Source organism: Ginsengibacter sp., assembly GCF_057362405.1.
The window spans coordinates 1-20573 of the sequence record NZ_JBMQQG010000204.1 but is presented as its reverse complement, the minus strand read 5'-3'; the positions used below and the strand labels follow the sequence as shown (position 1 = coordinate 20573).

19 protein-coding genes are annotated in these 20573 nt (G+C 37.5%); 10 read left to right on the top strand and 9 right to left on the bottom strand.

Annotation, left to right across the window (positions count from 1 at the left end; genetic code table 11):
- Positions 1-55: 55 nt before the first annotated feature.
- Entirely contained in the window at positions 56-610 is a 555-nt protein-coding gene (locus ACO1O5_RS17495) for a type 1 glutamine amidotransferase domain-containing protein (protein WP_486272511.1), read from the bottom strand.
- A 327-nt stretch (positions 611-937) separates the two neighbouring features.
- Here ACO1O5_RS17495 and ACO1O5_RS17490 point away from each other — a divergent pair, with 327 nt between their 5' ends.
- The 3 genes from ACO1O5_RS17490 (at position 938) to ACO1O5_RS17480 (ending at position 5017) form a co-directional block, all read left to right on the top strand.
- A complete protein-coding gene (locus ACO1O5_RS17490) occupies positions 938-2101 on the top strand; it encodes a hypothetical protein (RefSeq protein ID WP_486272509.1) in 1164 nt (387 codons plus the stop codon).
- A 125-nt stretch (positions 2102-2226) separates the two neighbouring features.
- Positions 2227-4056: a DNA polymerase III subunit gamma/tau gene (locus ACO1O5_RS17485; RefSeq protein ID WP_486272507.1), complete on the top strand. Its 1830-nt coding sequence runs from the start codon at positions 2227-2229 to the stop codon at positions 4054-4056.
- Positions 4057-4093: 37 nt separating this feature from the next.
- The gene (locus ACO1O5_RS17480) at positions 4094-5017 is read left to right on the top strand and encodes an NAD-dependent epimerase/dehydratase family protein (protein WP_486272505.1); all 924 of its coding nucleotides are present in this window, start codon (positions 4094-4096) and stop codon (positions 5015-5017) included.
- Here the strand turns inward: ACO1O5_RS17480 and ACO1O5_RS17475 are convergent, their stop codons facing one another.
- From ACO1O5_RS17475 to ACO1O5_RS17465, 3 genes are read right to left on the bottom strand one after another with little or no spacing between them, the layout of a single operon-like run.
- Entirely contained in the window at positions 5018-5305 is a 288-nt protein-coding gene (locus tag ACO1O5_RS17475; protein WP_486272503.1) for a DUF4157 domain-containing protein, read from the bottom strand.
- A gap of 28 nt (positions 5306-5333) precedes the next feature.
- Complete coding sequence (bcp, locus tag ACO1O5_RS17470) at positions 5334-5795, bottom strand: thioredoxin-dependent thiol peroxidase (protein ID WP_486272501.1); 462 nt, start codon at positions 5793-5795, stop codon at positions 5334-5336.
- A gap of 10 nt (positions 5796-5805) precedes the next feature.
- Positions 5806-7560 (bottom strand): M23 family metallopeptidase, encoded by a 1755-nt coding sequence (locus tag ACO1O5_RS17465; protein ID WP_486272499.1) that lies wholly within the window; start codon positions 7558-7560, stop codon positions 5806-5808.
- A gap of 42 nt (positions 7561-7602) precedes the next feature.
- Here ACO1O5_RS17465 and ACO1O5_RS17460 point away from each other — a divergent pair, with 42 nt between their 5' ends.
- The 3 genes from ACO1O5_RS17460 to ACO1O5_RS17450 all read left to right on the top strand — a co-directional run bounded on the left by ACO1O5_RS17460 (position 7603) and on the right by ACO1O5_RS17450 (position 10879).
- Entirely contained in the window at positions 7603-7887 is a 285-nt protein-coding gene (locus ACO1O5_RS17460; RefSeq protein WP_486272497.1) for a hypothetical protein, read from the top strand.
- Positions 7888-8025: 138 nt separating this feature from the next.
- Positions 8026-9669 carry a carbamoyl-phosphate synthase large subunit gene (gene carB / locus ACO1O5_RS17455; protein WP_486272495.1) on the top strand — a complete coding sequence of 548 codons (1644 nt, stop codon included), beginning with the start codon at positions 8026-8028 and terminating at the stop codon, positions 9667-9669.
- Between the two features lie 16 nt (positions 9670-9685).
- Positions 9686-10879: a carbamoyl phosphate synthase preATP-grasp domain-containing protein gene (locus tag ACO1O5_RS17450; protein ID WP_486272493.1), complete on the top strand. Its 1194-nt coding sequence runs from the start codon at positions 9686-9688 to the stop codon at positions 10877-10879.
- 50 nt (positions 10880-10929) lie between these two features.
- On the opposite strand, the gene ACO1O5_RS17445 is transcribed toward ACO1O5_RS17450, so the two are convergent.
- The 3 genes from ACO1O5_RS17445 to ACO1O5_RS17435 are packed head-to-tail and all read right to left on the bottom strand — an operon-like array spanning position 10930 to position 13446.
- Complete coding sequence (locus ACO1O5_RS17445; RefSeq protein ID WP_486272492.1) at positions 10930-11802, bottom strand: outer membrane beta-barrel protein; 873 nt, start codon at positions 11800-11802, stop codon at positions 10930-10932.
- Positions 11803-11834: 32 nt separating this feature from the next.
- Positions 11835-12959, bottom strand: a complete 1125-nt coding sequence (locus ACO1O5_RS17440; protein ID WP_486272490.1) for a hypothetical protein — start codon at positions 12957-12959, stop codon at positions 11835-11837.
- Position 12960: 1 nt separating this feature from the next.
- Positions 12961-13446, bottom strand: coding sequence for an RNA polymerase sigma factor (locus ACO1O5_RS17435; protein WP_486272488.1), 486 nt, complete (start codon positions 13444-13446; stop codon positions 12961-12963).
- 149 nt (positions 13447-13595) lie between these two features.
- Here ACO1O5_RS17435 and kbl point away from each other — a divergent pair, with 149 nt between their 5' ends.
- Genes kbl through ACO1O5_RS17415 form a run of 4 tightly spaced genes read left to right on the top strand, consistent with a single transcriptional unit; the run spans position 13596 to position 16797 of the window.
- A complete protein-coding gene (gene kbl / locus ACO1O5_RS17430) occupies positions 13596-14783 on the top strand; it encodes a glycine C-acetyltransferase (protein WP_486272486.1) in 1188 nt (395 codons plus the stop codon).
- A gap of 37 nt (positions 14784-14820) precedes the next feature.
- Positions 14821-15048 carry a DUF433 domain-containing protein gene (locus tag ACO1O5_RS17425; RefSeq protein WP_486272484.1) on the top strand — a complete coding sequence of 76 codons (228 nt, stop codon included), beginning with the start codon at positions 14821-14823 and terminating at the stop codon, positions 15046-15048.
- The gene (locus ACO1O5_RS17420; protein ID WP_486272483.1) at positions 15045-15422 is read left to right on the top strand and encodes a DUF5615 family PIN-like protein; all 378 of its coding nucleotides are present in this window, start codon (positions 15045-15047) and stop codon (positions 15420-15422) included. Before ACO1O5_RS17425 ends, ACO1O5_RS17420 begins: the two co-directional genes overlap by 4 nt.
- Positions 15415-16797 carry a LutB/LldF family L-lactate oxidation iron-sulfur protein gene (locus ACO1O5_RS17415; protein ID WP_486272481.1) on the top strand — a complete coding sequence of 461 codons (1383 nt, stop codon included), beginning with the start codon at positions 15415-15417 and terminating at the stop codon, positions 16795-16797. The genes ACO1O5_RS17420 and ACO1O5_RS17415 overlap by 8 nt, the downstream gene beginning before the upstream one ends.
- Positions 16798-16809: 12 nt before the next feature.
- Here ACO1O5_RS17415 and purH read toward each other — a convergent pair whose 3' ends face one another.
- Positions 16810-18333, bottom strand: coding sequence for a bifunctional phosphoribosylaminoimidazolecarboxamide formyltransferase/IMP cyclohydrolase (gene purH / locus ACO1O5_RS17410; RefSeq protein ID WP_486272479.1), 1524 nt, complete (start codon positions 18331-18333; stop codon positions 16810-16812).
- A 24-nt stretch (positions 18334-18357) separates the two neighbouring features.
- Positions 18358-20454: a ComEC/Rec2 family competence protein gene (locus ACO1O5_RS17405; protein ID WP_486272477.1), complete on the bottom strand. Its 2097-nt coding sequence runs from the start codon at positions 20452-20454 to the stop codon at positions 18358-18360.
- Positions 20455-20573: the final 119 nt, after the last annotated feature.

The following is a 20573-nucleotide window of genomic DNA, read 5'->3' as shown; positions in this document are numbered from 1 at the left end:
CATGTACGATGTGGGCTTTGTACCACCCTATCAGCTCGTAAATTAATAAATGCGGCTATGCATGTTCGTGTATGCCTTCCCGTATTTGCTCCAATATTTTTTTGTTAAAAGCTTCGAGGTCTTTAGGGCTGCGGCTGGTGATAAGATTATCATCAACTACCACTTCCCTGTCTCGCCAATCTGCTCCTGCATTTTTGAGATCTGTTTTAATAGAAGGATAGGATGTTAGTTTTCGCCCTTTTAATAAACCGGTCTCGATCAACAATTGTGGGCCATGACATATTGCTGCAACCGTTTTTCCAGTCTTCATAAAATCCCTTGCAAACTGTACGCATTGTTCGTTCATCCGCATATGGTCGGGGTTCATAACGCCACCCGGTATTAGCAGTGCGTCGTAGTCTTCTACGTCTGCGTCGGCCAGGTTAACATTTACCGGCAATTCAACGGACCAATGATCTTGTGACCACGCTTTAACTTTACTTTTTTGTGGTGACACAATGTCAACTTTGATTCCTGCATTTTCCATTGCTTTTTTGGGACTGGTTAATTCAGTTTCTTCGAAACCATTCTCGGTTAAGATGGCTACTTTTTTTCCCGTTAGGTTTGTCATAATTTAATTTTTTTTAAGGTTAACGAATTTTTGTTGATGTATTGTTTTACATCTTTTTTATATCGTTTCAAGCAACCAATAAATATGCCTTCAAAAAATATTTTATTATAACGGGAATTAAAATTTAACATTCAAATTCATTTTCAAGGAATCCACAACTAGGATCTTGTGGAAAAGTAAAATTCAAATTTATCATTGTTCCTTTACTTTTTACTTTACTATGATAGAACATACAATTTGCTTTTTTAATCTTACAATCGACTGTTGAATTTTGGCAACAATAACTTTTCATTGTTACTTTACTTAAATAATTTTTTAAATAAGTTGATGTACCTCGTACCTGTCTCCGACAAGGCCTTAGAAAAACAATTCCTTGAAGTTCCTTTAATCATTTACAGGAACGATCCTAATTTCATTCGGCCACTGGATCATGATGTCACTGATGTTTTTAACACTGAAAAAAATAAAGCGTTCCGTTTTGGCACATGTACCCGGTGGATCTTAAAAGATGATGACGATGCCTTGATTGGAAGGATTGCAGCATTTGTGAATAAAAAATATAAGAACAAAGGAGACGAACAACGTACGGGCGGAATTGGTTTCTTTGAATGCATCGACAACCAGCAAGCCGCTGACATGTTATTTGATGTCGCCAAAAGTTGGCTGATGCAACATGATATGGAAGCTATGGATGGCCCAATAAATTTTGGTGAACGTGATCGCTGGTGGGGCCTGGTGGTGGATGGCTTTAAACCCCCAATTTATTTAATGAATTACAATCTTCCTTATTACGTTGAGCTTTTTGAAAACTATGGATTTAAAAATTTTTATAACCAAATATGCTGGCATCTTTTTGTACAAACCCAGCTTAGCGAAAAGTTTTTTGAACAGAACGGAAAATATAGTTCGAACCCAGAGTATAAGGCCATTCACATCAAAAAAAGCCAACTGAAGAAATTTTCCTCCGATTTCAGCATTGTCTATAATAAAGCATGGGCGATGCATGAAGGCAACAAACAACTAAATAAAGAAGTGGCTTATAAAATGTTTAAGTCGATGAAGCCGGTAATGGATGAACATCTTATTTGGTTTATATATCATAATAATGAGCCAATTGCTTTTTGGGTAAACTTACCGGAGCTTAACCAGATTTTTAAACATCTCAATGGAAGATTTGATTTTATTGCGAAGCTTAAATATTTATGGCTGAAGAAAAAAGGTGTATGCAATAAGTTTACGGGAATTGTTTTTGGTGTTATACCCGAATACCAAGGCAAAGGCATTGATCATTATATGATAGTGCAGGGTTCTAAAGTTATTCAGCAGGACAAGCAGTACGACGAACTGGAGCTTCAATGGCAGGGAGATTTTAATCCGAAAATTTTAAACATTTCTAAAAATCTTGGTGCCACCCAAAGCAGGATGCTGGCCACTTACCGTTATATTTTTGATAGAAGTAAGGAATTTAAAAGACATCCTTTATTGCAATAAAACCCCTCCTGCCTCGCTAAAGGGAGATTATATGACGCTGTAATTGCTATATTTCTTTTAAGATTTGGTTTCTTAACTTGCAGTATATTTTTGAAAATAAAATTCTCCTTTAGGGGTAGGGGTATATGGATAAATTTATAGTATCAGCCAGGAAATACAGACCGCAGAACTTTAGCACAGTTATCGGACAATCGCATATAACAACTACGCTGAAGAATGCCATTAAAAATAACCAACTTGCTCATGCTTTTTTATTTTGCGGACCGCGGGGTGTGGGCAAAACGACCTGTGCCAGAATCCTGGCAAAAACGATCAATTGCGAAAACAGAACTCCTGACGGAGAAGCGTGTAACATTTGTAATTCCTGCGTTTCGTTTGATAATGGAACATCATTGAACATTCATGAACTGGATGCTGCCAGTAATAATTCTGTAGACGATATACGAACCCTTGTTGAACAAATACGGTTTGCACCGCAGGCCGGGAAATATAAAGTGTATATAGTGGATGAGGTGCACATGTTAAGCACAGCCGCCTTTAACGCGTTTCTTAAAACACTGGAAGAACCACCACCATTTGCAATTTTTATTTTAGCAACTACTGAAAAACATAAGATACTTCCTACTATTCTTTCACGGTGCCAGATTTTTGATTTTAAGAGAATCACTAACCAGGATACAGTTGATCACCTTCGTGAAATTTGTGAAAAGGAAAATATAAAGGCTGACGATACCGCCTTGCACGTAATTGCTCAAAAAAGTGAAGGCTGCCTCAGGGACGCTTTAAGTATACTCGATAAAATTGTAAGTTTCACCAATGGGGCGCTCACGTATGCTAATACGCTGGAGCATTTGAATATTTTAGATGAAGATTATTACTTCAGGTTGATGGCCGCAATGCAAGATCAAAGTATTACTGATGCTATATTATTGTACGATGAAATTAACAGGAAGGGATTTGAAGGGGATCTTGTATTGAATGGGTTTGCAGAATTTATAAGAAATCTTTTGGTAAGTAAAGATCCAAAGGTGGCGATGTTATTGGAAGTTTCAGAAGGATTTAAACAACGCTATCTTGACATGGCACTAAAGCTGGATGCCTCTTTTTTAATAAGTGCATTAAATATTTTAAATGAGGCTGAAATAAATTATAGACAGGCAAGAAACAAGCGGCTGCATGTGGAGCTGACATTGATAAAGCTTTGTTATTTGCAACAGGCAATCGAGCTGGTAAGCGACGGTGATCAAATCAATAAAAAAAAACAGGTTGAGCGCATGAAGCCTGTTGCTTTTAAAACACTTACTCCTATTGCCTTTAAGGAAAAAAATACGCCCGAAGCTAAAGTCAAAGAAATAACCCCCGGAAATTCAACAAATAAAAAGAGTAATGGACTGGCTCCGGGAAACGAAGCAAAACTGGTAATTGAAGAAAAACAAAAAAGTAAACCCACACTTCCTAAGGCTGCCGCAGATCATACAATCGTTACTAACGGCAGCGCACGCACGAAAATTGGCAGGTTGGAAAAAATACAGGAGCAGGTGGCTCTTGAAAACAAGCTAAACGGGAATAATGTTAAACCATTAAACGAGGAGGAGTTGTATGTAGCCTGGGGACTTTATATTGAGGTACTTCGAAAAAGTAATAACCATTCCGGCGTTACAAATTTTAAATTGGCAAAGCTTAGTATTGTTGATGACAATTGTATAGAAATAATTACTGACAATAATATTCAGCAGAAATTTATTGAAACAGAAAGAGCCGCTTTAATTGAACATCTCCAGGCTCACTTTAATAATCGTTTTTTAACCTACCGGGTTATTGTAATTGAAAATGAAAAGGATACTGCTGTAGCGGAAAAGCATCTCACCACCAAGGAACAATATTTAAAAATTATTGAAGAATATCCGCTGGTAAAAGAATTAAAAGACAGGCTTGGCCTGCAACTTGATTATTAATTTAATCCCTTATTGCTAACACAATTAAACAAAATACATGTATACTATATTAGGGGCCGGCGGGGCTATTGCCAATGAATTTTCAAAAGTGCTTTTTCAAAATAACGTGCCTCACACTTTAGTAAGCAGAAATCCAAATTCTATTAATGGAGCGCTTACCTTATCTGCAGATCTTACTAACGAATCGGAAACAGATGAAGCAGTGAGAGGTGCAACGATAGTGTTACTATGCCCCGGATTAGCTTATGACATAAGAGTATGGACCGAGAAGTGGCCCTTGATTATGAACAATACAATTAAGGCATGCAGTAAGTATAATGCGAAACTTATTTTCTTTGATAATGTATATCCGCTTGGAAAAGTTGTCGGCCCCATGACTGAGGCGTCGCCATACAATCCTGTGAGTAAAAAAGGAGAACTGCGTGCAACACTAGCTACTCAATTAATGGAGGAAGTAAAATCGGGAAAGATTACTGCAATGATAGCAAGGGCGGCGGATTTTTATGGCCCCAATTGTAAAACAAGTTTCTTAAATGCTTTGGTATTTGATAAGATGGCTAAAGGGAAAAAATCGCAATGGATGGTAAACGATAAGGTAGTGCATTCGTTTACGTTTACCCCTGATTGTGGTAGAGCGTTATGGCTCCTTTCGCAAAACGAACAGGCATGGAATCAAATATGGCATATGCCCACCGCAGAGCCAGCTTTAACAGCGAAAGAAATGATTTCACTGGCCTCGGGAATCTTCCATGCTCCTGATAAAGACTTCGTAATCGGCAAAGGAATGGTAGGAATAATGGGAATTTTTATGCGACTGATGTACGAGATGAAAGAGATGCTGTATCAATACGATTCAGATTATATTTTTGATTCTTCAAAATTTAATAAAGCCTTTAATTTTCAACCTACAACTTATAAAGAAGGATTCGAAATAACAGCCGCTGCGTATAAGAAGGGCTAATCAAATATCTTCAGCCTTCCTGGCTTCAATCTCATACTTATTATGGTAATATCCATGAAGCAAACTTTCCCACAAATATTTAATAATGAAAATAAAATTGCCCTGCTTTTTAAATTGCTGCAAATGGCAAACTTCATGTTTCACCCATCTTTCATTTTTTAAAAAATCTTCTTTTGTTGTATTATGCAAATGAATTGTACTGCCAATAACAATGGCAACTTGTTTCGATTGTAGCTTCTTCGCAGCCAGTTTTGCTATCCATGAATTTTCTTTGATGTTTAAATTCATTATAGAAATTATTTATAGCTGCTATAAATTAGCCAAGGGCTTTCAATATTTCTTCGCTATGAATTTTCGATTTTGGCTTTTTGAAAATCTTTTGAATAACGCCTTTTTCGTCAATTAAAAATGTGGTGCGATGCAGCCCCATATATTTTCTTCCATATAAATTTTTTTCGCCCCAAACACCATATTTGTCAATAATCTTTTTGTCAGGGTCGGCAAGAAGTGTAAAGGGAAGCTTATATTTTTCTTCAAATTTTTTGTGCTTCTTTTCATCATCAGGACTCACCCCCAATACAACCAGTCCTTTATTTTGAAGTATTTTGTAATTATCACGAAGATTGCACGCTTCAATGGTGCAAGTTGGTGTATCATCTTCGGGATAAAAATATAGAACAACTTTCTTTCCCTTAAAATCTGCCAGCGAAATTGCCTTTCCGTTTTGATCTTTTGCTTTAAATGCAGGTGCTTTCTCTCCTTCTGTTAATTGAATCATCGATTTTTTTTTATCTGGTAAAATGAAGAATTTTTTCTGTGGTATTCCCGGCCTCGTCCTGTACCGAAATTTTTAATTCATGTTTCCCGCGGGGGCACATTTCATCGAATTTGTAAATGAACAGCTTTCCTTTGTCGTTGGTAAACATCAGCCACTTTCCGTCAAGTTCCGCACGGAAGTTTTTAATTTCCTGGTTGTTGTCTTTTGGAATGAAAACAATGCGGGAAGCTTTAGCAAGGTTGGCATTATCATGAAAACCTCCTGCGATTACAGGTGGTTCTTCATCCGCAATAAGCTCAAAATTTCCAAAAGTTTTAAAATACGCAGTAAACCATTCGCCATCTGCTGTAGCTTTTACAACTTCGGTTTTATCGCCCCATGTTCTTTTAATAAGCATTTTATTGTTTAATTCAGCGGGTATTGGTTTGTCCGCTTTTATTCTCAAAGTAAAATAATCATGAACCGGTATTAATCCCGATGCTATAACATGAATATCAGAAAAAGTGTTTAGCGAATTGGTAGGTTGTGTTGAATGAACAAAAGCAAATGAATCATACAAGGCCTCTGGCTTTAATACTAATTGCACATTTTCATTATCAAATATGTTTACAAAACCAGGATGAAATTCCTGCTGCTCATAATACGATGCTGCCTCTTTTGCTGATTCGCCCTCATGTATCAATCCCTTTTTTACCTTAAAATCAAGTGTGGATGTGTTTCCATAGGTGTCCTTTACTACAATTTCTACCTCGTGCACCGCGTCATCCGACAGTTCTATCACACCGTCTCCACTAAAATCTTTATAAACTCCCTCAGGATAACCGGGAAGCCTTGACATGTGTTCAATAAAGGGGCCGCCGGCTGCCCTTGTTTTATAATCAATGTGTGCATTAACATACCGTGTTTCATCGTAAGTTATACTGTCTATTTGTAAACCAACAATAGCACGGCCGTCAAAATACAGTACAGCCTCGTAAATGCCATTTGGGTTTGATGATCCGGTATATTTATCATTAGCTGAAATTCCAAAACTTACTTTGTCTGTGTTTACGGTTATGATCGGTTCAGCTGTTGTATATCCTCCCTTTATTTTTTTGAGGCCAAACAATTTTGGTGATTGGCTATAGGTGCTAACGCATCTATCGTACATGGCTAAACGCAAAATCGTGGGCGGTACATTATCTGGAATTGGCAAGCCGAATAGAAGCGGATTTAATACCTTGTCAGTTTTGGTATCCCTTATTTCAAAATGACAATGAGGACCCTGCGAACCGCCTGCATTACCACTGTAAGCAATAAACTGGCCTTTCTTGACCGGGAACATACCTGCCGGAATATCCAAAAAAACCTGCCACGACTGCAATTTATACTGCTGCTCTTTTACGTATTTCTCAAGCGCAGGATAAAAGTTATTAAGATGTCCGTATAACGTGGTTAACCCATTGGGATGGTTAATGTAAATGGCTCTGCCAAATCCAAAAGGTTCCACACGAACATGTGCAATATATCCGTCAGCTGCGGCTTTCACGGGTCGGTTTTGTACCTGGTTGGTACGACAATCGAGCCCCATGTGGTAATGATTAGGGCGCAACTCACCAAAATTTGCGGCTAGCCCAATTTTGGCATCAACCGGGTAAATAAAATAACCTTTAGGATAATTTTTTACCGGGAAAAGCTGGGCTTTCGAATGACCATAAAAAAAGAGTAGTGCTAAAAACAGGAACGGTTTATGTATTAAATCTTTTCGGGGGAAAATCCTTTTCATAATATTTACAAATCTAACACCTAAAAATTTTAAAATAATATCATGACGAAGTCAACAACAATCGCATCACTTATATTTGGCGCCTCAATTGGTTTTGCACTGTTAAAATTTTACAGTATGCCTAAAGAAGACAAAGATGCTTTATTAGATCATCTTAAAACCACGACAAACGATTTGTTGGATGATGCGGAAAGAACCGTAGAAAAGGTTGAACACTATGTTGACGAAATAAAAATGAAAGGAGAAAAAAATTGGATTGAAAAATTATATGTCCTAAAAAAAATGTTCACCGATTTTTATGGAACAGAAAAAAAATATCTTCTTTAATTTTTTGAACTGTTAAATTATCCGTAGAAAAATTTGTTTTTTTGAACCTGATATTTCTCAATTAGAGCATCAATTTTAATTTATTGCTTTTCATTTCAACATTTCAATTTATTTTCGCGGTCGCAGATTAAAAAATTCATGCCACTAGACAAGTCAATTAACTCAGTTTTAATTATCGGTTCTGGGCCCATTGTTATTGGACAAGCCTGCGAATTCGATTACGCCGGAACACAAGCCGCCCGCAGCCTCAGCGAGGAAGGGATAAAGGTGATACTTATAAACAGCAACCCAGCCACCATCATGACGGATCCTATGATGGCCGATAAAGTGTACCTGCTTCCACTTACCGTTGAAAGCATTGAACAAATTATTGACGAAAATAAAATTGATGCAGTGTTGCCGACAATGGGCGGCCAGACGGCATTAAATCTTTGTAAAGAAGCTGATGAATTAGGTATTTGGGAGAAAAATAAAATTCGCCTTATTGGTGTAGATATTAAGGCAATAGATAAGGCGGAAGACCGTGAAAAATTCCGGCAATGGATGATCGAAATGAACATCCGGGTAGCACCCGCAAAAACTGCAAACTCGTTTTTAGAAGGGAAAGAATTTGCCCAGGAAATAGGGTTTCCATTAGTTATTCGTCCATCGTTTACCCTTGGCGGTAGTGGTGGAAGCTTAGTATATAAAAAAGAGGATTTGGACGAAGCCCTGAATCGTGGACTCACTGCCTCACCGATGCACGAGGTACTAGTAGAAAAAGCGATGATGGGTTGGAAAGAATTTGAGGTGGAATTGTTACGCGATGATAACGATAATGTTGTTATTATTTGCACGGTGGAAAATGTTGACCCTATGGGAGTACATACCGGCGACTCAATTACCGTAGCGCCGGCAATGACATTGAGTGACACTGCTTTTCAAAAAATGCGTAATACAGCTATTGCGATGATGCGCAACCTCGGCAATTTTGCAGGAGGTTGTAACGTGCAATTTGCTTTAGATCCGCAAACGGAAGACATAATTGCGATAGAAATAAATCCGAGAGTTAGCCGCTCATCGGCATTGGCAAGTAAAGCCACCGGTTACCCTATTGCAAAAATTGCAGCTAAACTTGCCATTGGCTTTACCTTGGATGAACTGAAAAACCAAATTACTCAAACTACATCGGCGTATTTTGAACCGGCACTGGATTACGTTATTGTAAAAATTCCACGGTGGAATTTCGATAAATTTAAAGGTGCTGACGATACGCTGGGCTTGCAAATGAAATCCGTTGGAGAGGTAATGGCCATTGGAAGAAGCTTTGCGGAGGCCATTCAAAAGGCTTGTCAAAGTTTGGAAAATGAAGCAGTGGGACTTGGCTACTATGGTAAGAGTCTCATGTATGCTGAGGAGGTTATAGAATATCTGAAGGTGCCCAAATGGGATCGCATATTCAGGATAAAAGACGCCCTGATGATTGGTGTGAGTGTGCGTCGTATCTGCGAATCTACCGGAATAGATCGTTGGTTTATTTACCAGATTCAAAAAATATGTGATTGTGAAAAAGAGTTGATTAAAACAACCCTGGAGACACTTTCGCCTGGGTTGCTAACTAAAGCAAAACGCCTGGGTTTTGGCGATGAGCAAATTGCACGCATCTTGAAGGATGGAAGCACTGATGAAGATATTTATGAAAAAAGAAAAGAGTTTGGCATTACAAGAGTGTACAAAATGGTAGATACCTGCAGCGCAGAATTTGAGGCAAAGACGCCTTATTTTTATAGCACTTTTGAATAGTACCTGAATAAAAAAGATGAACACTGACATAATACATAACGAATCGATCTCTTCTTCAAAAAAGAAAATTATTGTTTTGGGCAGCGGCCCCAATCGCATAGGACAAGGAATAGAATTTGATTATTGCTGCGTACATGGATTGCTGGCCATAAAAGAATGCGGATACGAAGCCATCATGATTAACTGCAATCCTGAAACGGTTTCTACTGATTTTGACATAGCTGATAAATTATATTTCGAACCTGTTTTCTGGGAACACATTTGGGAAATTATTGAGCTTGAAAAGCCGGAAGGGGTTATTGTTCAGCTTGGCGGACAAACAGCATTAAAGCTTGCCAAACGTTTGGACGAAAAAGGGATCAAAATTATCGGCACTTCATTCGACAACATGGACATAGCTGAAGATCGAGGACGCTTTAGTGATATGTTGAAAGAATTAGGAATTCCCTATCCCAGGTATGGAACAGCATTTAATACCGATGATGCTATTGAAGTGGCCAAAACGGTTGGTTATCCCGTTTTGGTTAGGCCAAGCTATGTGTTGGGCGGCCAGCGCATGCGTATTGTTTTAAATGATGAAGAACTAGAAAAAGGTGTGCTTAGTTTATTAAAACATTTGCCCAATAATAAAATTTTAATCGATCATTTTTTAGATCGCTGCCAGGAAGCCGAAATTGATGCCATTTTTGATGGAGACGATTTTCATGTGATGGGCGTAATGGAACATATTGAACCTGCGGGTATCCATAGCGGTGATAGTAACGCGGTGATACCCGAATTTAATTTATCTCCGTTAATTGTTCACACAATGGAAGAATATGCAGAAAAAATTGCCAGGGCGTTGAACATACAAGGATTAATCAATATCCAATTTGCTATTAAGAATGGCGAAGTATATGTAATTGAAGCCAACCCAAGAGCTTCACGCACGACACCTTTTATTGCGAAGGCTTACCAGATTCCCTATTTGAATATTGCCACCAAAATAATGATCGGCGCTGCCAAACTGAAAGATTTTACATTTGAAAAAAAGCTAACCGGTTTTGCTATTAAAGAACCCGTTTTTTCTTTCAACAAATTTCCCAATGTAAATAAAGAGCTTGGCCCTGAAATGAAGAGCACAGGCGAATCTATCCGTTTCATAAAAGATCTTCGTGATCCTTACTTCAGGCAATTATATAAAGAAAGAAGCATGCATTTGAGTAAATAGAAAACCTGTCGTTTTTGTGACAGGTTTTTGTAAAGAGTTTATTTTTCAATTTACCAGTTGCTGAATCTTATTCCTACGTTATAAGGCATCAAATTCAAGCCCTTTTGAAAAATAGAATTCGGGCTATAAGAACCATATAAGTGTGCCGGCCCAAGACCTAATTCTGCTATATAAGAAAATTTCCATTTTTCAAGATCATAGTCTCCGTGATTTTTTAGTTTTCCGCGTTCCCCGCTTATTTGTTTGTTGCGGCTGTTATATAAATATCCCACACTTACTCCTGCACTAAGGCTCAAACCTTTGTTGGATGAATTTGGATTAGTTAGGAAGTTTAGCATAAATGGTATTGTTACATAATCTGCCGCGAGCTTGTTCTTTGAAAAGCTTATTGAATCGCGAAATATAAACGAGTGATCAATGCTTTGATGCGTGTATGGGTTTATTCCGCTCTCATCCATGCTTAATGCTGATTTAAACCGATAATTGTTCAACTCGAGGCCCAGTCCGTATTTCAGGTTCACATAATGCTTTATTAAATTAAGCCTTTGCATAAAAAACCAGATGTTTACATTAACTGATTTTATGGTTCTTAATTTAAAATCATTTTCAGCCAAATTGGGAGTGCCGGGTTTGTTAACGAGATAACTACCTGTCGTTGCAGAAGCATAATTGGTTTTATCTACCCAGTTTGCAAAGCCTAAATCTACTATGAAGGATGCCGTGTTGATGTTGGATTTCTTATTATAGTTCCTGTTACCAACGGTAACGGTTACACGTTTATCATTAGTGTCACCTTTTTTCAATATAATCATTCCGCCAATCCGGATCGTGTCGTTCTTTTTTTGAACCTGGACTGAGTCAGATTGCGCTAGAGAGGTGATGGCAAATAAAATCCCCATAAATCCTAATGCTGTCTTTTTCATTGTTTAATATTTATTAGTCTGAATTATTTTATTTAGTTGGATACAACCTGCCGGTCATCTCCCGAGAGAAGGCGTGTGATTGGGTTATTTCTTTCCACAACACGCTTTACTTTTTTTAAGAAGCCGCCTACTTTTGTTTTCTTGAATTTATCGGCGGTAATATCGTAGAATACATAATTTTCATTTTTATTATCCTCATCTGGCACATAAGAAACGTTTTGCGCATTCACCAGGGGCTCTGTTTTTACTGTCTTATTTTCATCTATCTCTTGTGCTAGTTCTTTTGAAGGCTCAATTTTGTTTAACGGCGATATTTCGTCATTAGGTTTTTGATTGATTCCGTCATTAGAAGCTATTATTGCATCATTAACTTTTTCCGGAAGTTGATTGGTACCAGTTTCTTCCCTTGTTTTTCGAGTGCTATTTACATTTCTTAAAGCTGCAACGTTATTTCTATTATCTAAGGCTTTTTGTTTATTTGCTTTTTTAGCACTGTTTACTTCTTCCAGGGTTTTGTTTCGAGGCTCAACGTATTGAGCAACAGATTCTCCTGATTTTTTCTGCGGAAGAATTTTATTGTCAACTTTTGGTGCTTCATTCTTTGCAGTAATAGAGTGAGTCGTCACTATACCTGGTTTAACCGGCGGCTTCGAAAGCAGCCCGGTAATCCATAAACCAAATCCAATGAAAACCGCTGCAGCAAGCATTCTCCAAAATAGTACCGGAATAACTTTTCCTGACCTTTCCTTTTTATATAAAATCTTTTTATTGTTGAAAACGATAGCGCTATCGGGTGTGAGTCTTGCTATTCCGATTAAATCAAATTCATCTTTTAATTCATTATGATGAGATATGAAATCTTCCGTTTTTATCATTTGTTCTTTTGTCAATTCTTTATCATGGTATAAAACAAAAACCTCTTCGTAATTTTTTTCATTAATGAAAGCCGTTATATCATTTCTATATAAAAATGATTTATCACTTAAATGAATATTTACATCAGGCCTTGCAATAGTGTGATGAATCATCCTGAATTCATCCTCCAGATCTTTGTTATATTTAACAAACATCAATACTTCAGCTTTTTCAGAATCGGTTAATTCATTATCTGCATAAAGCAAAAAATATTCTTCGTAATTATCTCTGTTGATGTTCATCTTAAATTACATTTTCCGGTTTTACCAAATAAGTCTTAAGTTGAATCCTTGCACGATGCAAATACACTTTTACCTGGCTTTCACTCAAAGAAGTGATTTTTGCTATTTCATCATACGAATAACCCTCATAATCTTTTAATAAAACAAGGCTTCGTTGTGTTTCGCTTAATCTTTGCAATGCCTCATTCAAAATCTTATTTATATTATGATGAGGCTGATGCGTTGTTCTCGTCTCTGCAGAAAAATTTTCCTGCAATTGCACTCTTTTATTTTTTCTTATATGATCAATCATCTGGTGATAGGCTACTGTAAATAAATAAGATTTACTACGTTCATTTTCCACGGTTTCCCGGTTTATCCATAATTTCTCAAATGCCGACTGCACAACATCTTTGGCATTTTCTTCGTGCCGCAGGTTTTTTACAATAAAACGGTAAACATTATCTGCATAAAGGTTTACACATTCATTATATTCTTTCTCAGTCATACACTCAATTAGTAGTTTTCTGTCGCTTCCGTTCTGTTTGATAGTGAAACGAAGTTGGAAACAAAAAGTTACAATTTTGTTTTTTTTGATTTTATACAAAATTATAATTTAATGATTTCATGTAGGTTTGCCGGAGAAATACAAAAATCATGAACGAAAATTTTAAGAATCGGATTGGCGAAGAACTGGAAGCCATTAAAGCCGCGGGTTTGTATAAAACTGAAAGAATCATTACGAGTGAGCAGGGCGCGGAGATTGAAGTTGGCGGAAAGAAAGTTTTAAATTTTTGTGCCAACAATTATTTGGGATTATCATCTCATCCAAAAGTAATAAAAGCAGCGAAAAAGTATATTGATGAAAGGGGTTATGGCTTAAGCAGCGTCCGTTTTATATGTGGCACACAGGATATTCATAAAGAGCTCGAAAAAAAAGTGGCCGAATTTTTGGGAACAGAAGACACTATTTTGTATGCCGCTTGTTTTGATGCAAATGGTGGCGTATTCGAACCGTTATTTGGTGAAGAAGATGCAATTATTTCTGATGCATTAAACCACGCAAGTATCATCGACGGCGTTCGTTTATGCAAGGCACAGCGCTACCGTTATGAACATAACAACATGGAAGATTTGGAAATTAAGTTAAAAGAGAGTCAGCATCTACGCAGCCGCATCATTGTATCAGACGGTTCTTTCAGCATGGATGGAACCATTGCACAGCTTGATAAAATTTGTGACCTCGCAGATAAATTCAATGCCATCGTAATGATTGACGAATGCCATTCTACCGGGTTCCTGGGGAAAACTGGAAGAGGCTCACATGAATATCGTGGTGTAATGGGGAGAATAGATATTATTACCGGAACATTTGGAAAAGCTTTGGGAGGTGCCAGCGGCGGTTTTACTACGGGCCGAAAAGAAATAATTGAGATGCTTCGCCAACGCAGCCGCCCTTATTTGTTTAGCAACACAGTGGCGCCAAGTATTGTAGGCGCATCCATTGCGGTCTTTGATATGCTTAGTGAAACCACTAAACTCAGGGACAAGCTGGAAAGAAACACAAAATATTTTAGGAGAAAAATGACTAAAGCGGGATTTGATATAAAACCCGGGGAACACCCCATAGTTCCAATTATGTTGTATGATGCAGTTGTTGCACAAAACTTTGCTGCAAAACTTTTGGATGAAGGAATTTATGTTATTGGATTTTTCTTTCCCGTGGTGGCCAAAGGGCAGGCGAGAATACGGGTGCAATTGAGTGCGGCACATAAGCAAAAACATCTCGATCATGCCATTGAGGCATTTACGAAAGTGGGTAAGGAACTGGGGGTATTGAAATAAAAGAAAACAAGATTTTGTTTTATAACTTTATAATATTATGGAAACAACATTATTAAATAGAATTACAAATAACCCCGCTATTTTAACAGGCAAGGCTGTTATAAGAGGAATGCGCATTTCTGTTGAGCAAATTCTAAAAATGCTTGCCAGGGGAATCTCGCATGAAGAGATACTTGAAGAATTTCCATTACTTGAAGAAGAAGATATCAAAGCATGTCTTGTATATGCTGCAGCAAAAATTTCTCATGAAGAAGAAATAGCATGATTGATGCATCGTCCATTAATATTGTAATTGATGTTGGAGTCGGTAAAATTATTGAAGAATGGTTGTTCAATAATGGGTTTAAGATTTTTGCAATGAGAAATATAAATCCTGAGATGACTGATATAGATATAGTGAAATTAGCCAACAATGAAAATGCGATTATAATAACTATGGACAAAGATTTCGGCGAATTGGTATATAAAAACCATTCCTTACATAAGGGAATTCTTTTATTGAGATTGGACGATGCAGTGGCTGAAGAAAAATTATCTGTTATTCAAAATATTTTTCCTGCTTATTTATCTCAAATACAAAACAGTTTTTGCGTCTACCAGAATGGTAAATTTAGAATTAGAAAATATTCAAATGAGTGAATCCGCTTCAATATTTAAGGCAAAGAGTACTGTTAAGAGTGCAGACCTTGACCATAGGCAAAAGATAAACTTTAATATCGGCAGATACAACGCTGTTGTTCCGCAGGGAAAAAAGCAGTTTGAAAATACCGACCTTGTAAGGGAGCGGGCTAAGAATATTAAATGGCGTGCACTTGAAAACCTCGATCAGCAATTGGAAGAATTTGAAATGAACTTCACAAAACGCGGAGGCAAAGTTATTTGGGCGCAAGACTCACAGGAAGCCTTAGACGAAATTCTAAATATTTGCAAAGAAAAAAATTGCACTTCGATTGTTAAGAGCAAGAGCATGGTTACGGAGGAAATTCATTTGAATCATTTTCTTGAAAAAAATAATATTGAAAGCGTTGAAACAGATTTGGGAGAATACATCCAGCAGTTGGATGGCGAACCTCCCTACCATATTGTAACACCTGCCATGCATAAGAGTAAAGAAGACGTGGCCAAACTCTTTGCAGATAAATTAGGAACGGCTTCGAAACTCACACCGGAGGAATTAACGTTAGTGGCCCGCGAAAAATTAAGAGAAAAATACACGCAAGCGGAAATTGGAATTACCGGGGCCAATTTTATCATTAGTGATATTGGCGCCATAGCAGTTACGGAAAATGAGGGCAACGGCCGGCTCAGTATGGCGTGGCCCAAAACGCATATTGCCATTGTAGGAATTGAAAAGGTTGTTTCATCGCTTACAGACCTTGCCTTAATGTGGCCCTTACTGGCAACGTTTGGTACCGGACAAAAAGTTACGGTTTACAATAGTATTATTTCGGGACCAAAACAAGCCGGTGAAAGTGATGGCCCTGGCGACATGTATGTGATATTATTAGATAATAACCGCTCAAATATTTTGGCGAATCCTAAAATGAGGGAAAGCTTGTATTGTATACGATGCGGAGCATGTTTAAATGCTTGCCCTGTTTACAAAAATATTGGGGGACACGCTTATGGCGCCACTTACAGCGGCCCTATAGGTAGCGTTATAAGTCCGCACTTGCAGGGATTGAGAGAATATAAACATTTGAGTTTTGCCTCTTCGTTATGTGGCAACTGTACCGAAGTTTGTGCGGTCAAAATTAATCTTCACGAATTGTTGCTAGAGAACCGAAAAGAAAGTGTTGATGAAGGGTTGGCCTCTTTCTCTGAAAAGACTGCCTGGAAACTTTGGAAAATATCTTCGCTCAGAAGAGGCTTTATGAATATGGGTAACGGAAACTTAAAATCAACCGTAGTTAATAAATTATTTAAGGGATGGAACAAAGAACGTTCTGATTTACATTTTAGTAAAAAAACATTTAATGAAATGTGGAAGAATCGTTTTAAGAATGTTGAGTAGGCTGCGCCAGTCCTAATGTTTAAAATGCCTCAATCCTGTTATCACCATCACCAAATTATTTGCTTTACAATATTCAATAGAATCTTTGTCTCTTATAGAACCACCCGGTTGTATAAACGCAGTTACACCGGCTTCATGCGCAATCTTCACGCAATCGTCAAACGGGAAAAAAGCATCGCTTGCAACCAATGAATTATTCAAATCAAAATTAAATTGAGCAGCCTTTGCAATTGCCTGCCGCAGTGCATCAACACGCGACGTTTGTCCGCAGCCTTTACCTATTAGTTGTTTATCTTTTATTATGGCGATAGCATTACTTTTTAGATGCTTGCATACCAGGTTGGCAAATATTAAATTACTTTTTTCTTCTACAGTAGAATTTCTGCCACCTGCTTCATTCCATTCAGCAAAATTTCCCTTATCAAAATCCTGCGACAAAATTCCGTTTAAAACGGTCTTCGACATTTGTTTTTGCTGAATGGCGTTTTTAGTTTTCAACAAAATTCTATTCTTTTTTGATTGAAGAACTTCCATTGCATCCGCGTCAAATTCGGGTGCTATCAAAACTTCAAAAAACAAACCGTTTAAAGTATCAGCAGTCTTTTTATCGATTGATGCGTTGGCAATTAACACGCCACCAAAAGCGCTTTCAGGATCGCCGGATAAGGCTGCGTTAAAGGCTTCATTTACATTTACACGCTGTGCGACTCCGCAGACATTGGTGTGTTTAAAAATGGCAAAAGTAACATTCTCTTCATCTTCCTCCGAAGCAAACTCATTCATCATTTGTATAGCGGCATCAACATCTACGAGATTGTTATACGAAAGTTCTTTACCGTGCAACTGTTCAAAAACTTCACCAAGGTTTCCTGCAAAAGATGCCTGTTGGTGCGGATTCTCGCCATAACGAAGCGCCTTTTTTTCCGCGACAAACGGATTTAAAAAAGAAGTTTTATTAAAGTAATTTGAAATCGCCATATCATATCCCGTGCAAACATCAAATGCTTTGGCCGCAAATTGTTTCCGTGCTTCCAGTGATGTTTCTGCATTGTTTTTAGATAAAATATTTTCAAGATCATTGTAATTGCCTTTATCTGCGATAACCAAAACATGAGCGAAATTTTTAGCCGCAGCTCTTATCATAGAAGGACCACCAACATCTATCTTTTCAATAATGGCTTTCTCATCAGAAGTTGATTTAACAGTTTCTTCAAAAGGGTACAGATCAACAATCACCAAATCAATTTCCGGAATATTAAATTGTTCCATTTCCTGTATATCACTTTCCATTTCCCGCCTGCCTAGAATACCTCCAAATACTGATGGATGTAGTGTTTTAACTCTTCCGCCTAATATGGAAGGAAAGCCCGTTAACGACTCAACGGCAACGCAAGGAACTCCGGCGTCTTCTATAAATTTTTGAGTGCCACCTGTAGTATAAATCGTAATATTTTTTTCCTTTAAAAGCTGAATAATTTTTTCCAGCCCATTCTTATAGTAAACAGAAATGAGCGCGGACTTTATTTTTTTTTGCATGAGATGTTGCCGAGAAATTGAACTTTATAAATCGGTTATAAATGCACCCTGTTCAGGAACAGAATGGAAGCGCAAATGTAATTCTTCGCAATCTTTTTTCCATTTTTCAATTTTCCACATCGGGTTGGAGGCATCAAAAATATAAACAGAACAATTAAAAACCGCTGCCAGCCTTGGTATATATAGTTTTGGATTTTTAGATATGATTATGTAATCAACATTTATTTTTTTTCCGGATGTTGAATAAGTAGCGGCGGAATCGATAGCGAGAATTTTTTTGTCGCAAAACTGAAAGAAATTATTTTTCTGAAAGATGCTAAAACCGCTATCAACCTTTTTGCTTATTAAAAAAGAAATTCTCGCCGGCTTAAGGTGAAAATTTTGTAGCACACCATCGGATACCAAATCACTGTCGCCAACAAAATGGTAAGAATCTCCTTCAACAAAATCTATTGCTTTGTGTGCTGGCACATCGTACACAATTATTTTTTTCTGATTTGCATAATGCCAGTTTTTGATCGTCTTATTTCCGGTGAGCAGGGAAGTGGATAATAATGCAAATTGTAGTGCCGGCTTACTTTTTCTAATAAGCCAGTAGAGAGAAAATATTATAACCAGGTAAAGCAATATGGCGTCAGTAACTGAAAACGATATGCCATCCCATAATGAAAATGGCAATGAATTAATATATAAAACAGCATGATTTAGCACCCATATAAACCAGCTAATTAATTTGCCGGTATACATCGCAACTATGTGTAACGGTGAAACAAAAACAAGTGCCAGGGAACTCCATAATGTTACCGTGGCAATTGGTATAGCTATGAGGTTCGAAACCAGAAATAATAACGGAACCTGGTGAAAATAATAAATACACAAAGGCAACGTAAAAAGTTGCGCCGCCAGCGAAACCGAAGCAAGTTGCCACACCCTACGTAGCATTTTATTTTTGAAGTAAAACCAGGTGGAGATAAATTTTTGCGCTATTACAATGCCCGAGACGGCACAGTATGAAAGCTGAAAACCGACATCCCACAACATAAATGGATTAATACAAAGTAAAATAAAAGCTGACGCGGCCATGGAATTATAGATAGACGACTTTTTATTTGCCGCCATTCCAACTGCAATAAACGTAAACATTACAGCGGATCGAAGCACGGATGCCGAGGCGCCGGTTAAAAAAGAAAAAATCCACAAGCCGGATAACAACAGCAATAAACGGGTTATTTTAGAACGTTTTACAAATGGGATTTTACCGGTTATCCAAAAAAGTAATACATATATCAGACCGAGATGCAGACCAGATATGGCAATCAGGTGTACCACACCTGCATTGCTGTAAGCCTGAACCAAATCTTTGTCGAGATCTACCTTGTATCCGATGAGCAAAGCTTTTGCAACTGCCGATTCATCTGGCCCATGTATGTATTTATCCAGGACATTAACTACATAATGTTGGGTCGTAAAGATTGCCTGCCTGAAAGTATTGACGTTATTACCTTTCAACAAAATCCATTCGTTTGATTTAAGATAACATTGATAGAAGATTTGCTGAAAGGCACAGTAACGTTTATAGTTAAACGCAGCTGGGTTGCCGGAATTTTTTATTTCCTGTAATTGTTTTTTTATGATAATCCTGTCCCCATAGGCAATTGTGTTTGATGCTGAATCTTTGGAAAAATAAAGCAGCAATTTTCCGGTAAGAGCATAAACCGACTCGTTTTTAATAATGGCATTAACTGTTGCAACAACTTTCAAAGATTTATTTTTTTCGACGGGTGGTTCATTTATAGTTGCAACAATGTAGCAACCTGAATCATATCTTTTTCCATACCAATTGGTATGATGTCTGGCATCTTTATTCCAGGTGAGAAAAATTCCACCGTTTAAAATAAATGCCGTAATAATAATTCCATTTATTGCCTGAAGATTATAGCGATAGGCAAGCGGCAATAAGTTGAATACACTATAAGCTACAACTAATACGAAGGCGGCAATGATTATAACATTAAGGTTGACCTGCAAATAATATCCGGCTATAATACCAATTATTACGGGTAGTAATAGACGCAGAAATGGTGCCTTCTTCCAGATAAATATTTTATATGACTTAGCCATGCAATATGGTTGCTTCCGTGGAAAGAATGATCAATAAAAAATAAATAAAAGAGGAGGTACTTCCTTGAGATAGAAAGAATCAATTAGAATTTTAAAAATACAATTTTAATTGAGTTTTT

What these genes read in the sequence shown, in the direction of transcription:
- ACO1O5_RS17495 (WP_486272511.1), bottom strand. Translation starts at nt 610, where the DNA reads ATGACAAACCTAACGGGAAAAAAAGTAGCCATCTTAACCGAGAATGGT.
- ACO1O5_RS17490 (WP_486272509.1), top strand. Translation starts at nt 938, where the DNA reads ATGTACCTCGTACCTGTCTCCGACAAGGCCTTAGAAAAACAATTCCTT.
- ACO1O5_RS17485 (WP_486272507.1), top strand. Translation starts at nt 2,227, where the DNA reads ATGGATAAATTTATAGTATCAGCCAGGAAATACAGACCGCAGAACTTT.
- ACO1O5_RS17480 (WP_486272505.1), top strand. Translation starts at nt 4,094, where the DNA reads ATGTATACTATATTAGGGGCCGGCGGGGCTATTGCCAATGAATTTTCA.
- ACO1O5_RS17475 (WP_486272503.1), bottom strand. Translation starts at nt 5,305, where the DNA reads ATGAATTTAAACATCAAAGAAAATTCATGGATAGCAAAACTGGCTGCG.
- bcp (WP_486272501.1), bottom strand. Translation starts at nt 5,795, where the DNA reads ATGATTCAATTAACAGAAGGAGAGAAAGCACCTGCATTTAAAGCAAAA.
- ACO1O5_RS17465 (WP_486272499.1), bottom strand. Translation starts at nt 7,560, where the DNA reads ATGAAAAGGATTTTCCCCCGAAAAGATTTAATACATAAACCGTTCCTG.
- ACO1O5_RS17460 (WP_486272497.1), top strand. Translation starts at nt 7,603, where the DNA reads ATGACGAAGTCAACAACAATCGCATCACTTATATTTGGCGCCTCAATT.
- carB (WP_486272495.1), top strand. Translation starts at nt 8,026, where the DNA reads ATGCCACTAGACAAGTCAATTAACTCAGTTTTAATTATCGGTTCTGGG.
- ACO1O5_RS17450 (WP_486272493.1), top strand. Translation starts at nt 9,686, where the DNA reads ATGAACACTGACATAATACATAACGAATCGATCTCTTCTTCAAAAAAG.
- ACO1O5_RS17445 (WP_486272492.1), bottom strand. Translation starts at nt 11,802, where the DNA reads ATGAAAAAGACAGCATTAGGATTTATGGGGATTTTATTTGCCATCACC.
- ACO1O5_RS17440 (WP_486272490.1), bottom strand. Translation starts at nt 12,959, where the DNA reads ATGAACATCAACAGAGATAATTACGAAGAATATTTTTTGCTTTATGCA.
- ACO1O5_RS17435 (WP_486272488.1), bottom strand. Translation starts at nt 13,446, where the DNA reads ATGACTGAGAAAGAATATAATGAATGTGTAAACCTTTATGCAGATAAT.
- kbl (WP_486272486.1), top strand. Translation starts at nt 13,596, where the DNA reads ATGAACGAAAATTTTAAGAATCGGATTGGCGAAGAACTGGAAGCCATT.
- ACO1O5_RS17425 (WP_486272484.1), top strand. Translation starts at nt 14,821, where the DNA reads ATGGAAACAACATTATTAAATAGAATTACAAATAACCCCGCTATTTTA.
- ACO1O5_RS17420 (WP_486272483.1), top strand. Translation starts at nt 15,045, where the DNA reads ATGATTGATGCATCGTCCATTAATATTGTAATTGATGTTGGAGTCGGT.
- ACO1O5_RS17415 (WP_486272481.1), top strand. Translation starts at nt 15,415, where the DNA reads ATGAGTGAATCCGCTTCAATATTTAAGGCAAAGAGTACTGTTAAGAGT.
- purH (WP_486272479.1), bottom strand. Translation starts at nt 18,333, where the DNA reads ATGCAAAAAAAAATAAAGTCCGCGCTCATTTCTGTTTACTATAAGAAT.
- ACO1O5_RS17405 (WP_486272477.1), bottom strand. Translation starts at nt 20,454, where the DNA reads ATGGCTAAGTCATATAAAATATTTATCTGGAAGAAGGCACCATTTCTG.